This window comes from Micromonospora sp. WMMD736, assembly GCF_049179015.1.
Taxonomy (GTDB): Bacteria; Actinomycetota; Actinomycetes; order Mycobacteriales; family Micromonosporaceae; genus Micromonospora.
Map to the genome: position 1 here is coordinate 1 of NZ_JBMHMI010000162.1, position 2216 is coordinate 2216.

The following is a 2216-nucleotide window of genomic DNA, read 5'->3' on the forward strand; positions in this document are numbered from 1 at the left end:
GTAAGGTTGCTGCGCGGCGCGGCCGGCAGTCGGGCGATCGCCCTCGCAAGAGCTGAACCGCACGGAATCACACCCTCGTCCGGGCGGACCGGACGCTGTTGTTTCGACCGCGTGATTGCGCGTAGTCCGGGGCATGCCTTATATTGAGACTGTAGATTTCAAAAAGGTTCGACTTCGTGGTTGCGACGCCGAACACGGGTGGCCGGGTTGGGCACCCATAGGCTTGAGGTCGGAGGGACAGGTTGATGACCGAGATCGAGAGGGCACTGCCCGAGGATGCGATGGATTGGGCCGAACGGCTTCGGGAATCCCTGGAGGATGCCAACATCCCCACGCTCCTGCTCGTACTGCGGCATCTGACGGGCGAGAGCAAGTGGGTCGAGGAGCCCTTCCGCCCGCACCGAGGGAAGCCGCTGGACGACAATGATTCGGCGGGCCTGCCACCCGAGATTCAGGCGGAGATTAGGGCCGCCGCGTTCGATGCGGTGATGGCCTACCGTGACGGGGTGCTGCAGCCGGCGACCGTCACTGCAGACCAGGTGCCGTCGCTGCTCAGTTGCGCCCTCGCGGAGGAAGTTCCGGCTGAGTACGGCGAACTGCTCGCGGAGGAGATGGGCTTCATCTCCCGCGATGTCGCCATCCCCGCGGACTCGGTCGATGAGAACTTCCGCGCTGTGGTGATTGGCGCGGGGCTTTCGGGACTCTGCATGGCGCTGAAGTTGGCCGCGGCGGGGATCGATTTCGTGGTTCTCGAGAAAGACGAAGACCTCGGCGGAACCTGGCTGGAGAACGTCTATCCCGGGTGTGGTGTCGATACGCCTGGGCATCTGTACACATTCTCATTCGCTCCGAACCCGGAGATCACCCGTTACTTCGCCAAACGAGCCGAGGTGCAGGACTACCTGCAGGCACTTGCGGGCGAGGACGACATCAAGCGAAACATTCGCTTCGGGACCGAGGTCGTGCGTGCCGAATTCGACACGGAAGACGACCAATGGTGCATCGAGGTCCGCAACGCCGACGGTGTCCGCGAGTCGATGACGGCGAACGTCCTCATCAGCGCGGTCGGCATGGTCAACAGGCCGATGATCCCGGCGCTTCCGGGACTTGACGAGTTCCCGGGACCGGTGATGCACACGGCGGCTTGGGACAACGACGTCGACCTGACCGGCAAACGGGTCTCCGTGATCGGAACCGGCGCCAGCGCAATGCAATTGGTGCCATCGATCGCCGATGTCACCGAACACGTGACGGTCTTCCAGCGGTCCAAACAGTGGGCCATACCGCATCCCAACTACAAGCGCGCTGTCAAAGACAGTGTCCGCTTCCTGATGCGGGAGGTGCCGTTCTACCTCCAGTGGTACCGACTCAGGTGCTTCTGGAACTTCAGTGATCGACTGCACCCGGCTCTGCAGATCGACCCGGAGTGGCCCCATCCCGAGCGGGCGGTGAACGAAACCAACGATCGTCACCGGGTTTTCCTCACCAAATACATCACCGAGCAACTCGGTGACGACCCCGAACTGCTGGACGCCTGTCTTCCGGACTATCCGCCCTACGGCAAGCGGCCGCTGATCGACAACGGCTGGTATCGGACCGTTCAGCGCGACGATGTCACGCTGGTTACCGACGCGGTCGACCGTATCGATGGCCGTCACGTGGTCACCACCTCCGGAAAGCGCGCCGAGACCGACGTGATCGCCCTGGCAACCGGATTCAAGGTGCTGCAATTCCTGTGGCCAATGGACATCGTAGGGCTCTCGGGACAGACCCTGCGTGAGCAATGGGGGACCGATGATGCCCGTGCCTACCTCGGCGTCACCGTGCCCGACTTCCCGAACTTCTTCATCCTGAACGGCCCGAACACCAATGCGGGCCACGGGGGCAGCGCCATCCACGCTACCGAGTTCCAGGTCCGGTACGTCATGGAGGCCATCAGGACGATGCTGGTCGACGGCATACCGGCGCTCGAAGTCGACCGCGACGTGTTCCTTCGGTACAACTCTGAACTGGATGGCGCACTGTCCCGGTGCATTTGGTCGCACAAGGGCATGACCACCTATTACCGAAACGACGCCGGCCGGGTCGTTGTCAGCAGCCCGTGGACTTATATCGACTACTGGCGCCGGACTCGGGAGTTCGACCTCGATGACTATCACGAGGTGCCGGTGGAAGCCGCGGAACTGGCGATGTGACGGCGGGTCGCCGTGAGTTGC

1 protein-coding gene is annotated in these 2216 nt (G+C 62.9%); it reads left to right on the forward strand.

What is annotated here, in order from left to right; all coding sequences use genetic code 11:
* Positions 1 to 245 precede the first annotated feature (245 nt).
* A complete protein-coding gene (locus ACN269_RS35085; protein WP_421477699.1) occupies positions 246 to 2195 on the forward strand; it encodes a flavin-containing monooxygenase in 1950 nt (649 codons plus the stop codon).
* Positions 2196 to 2216: the final 21 nt, after the last annotated feature.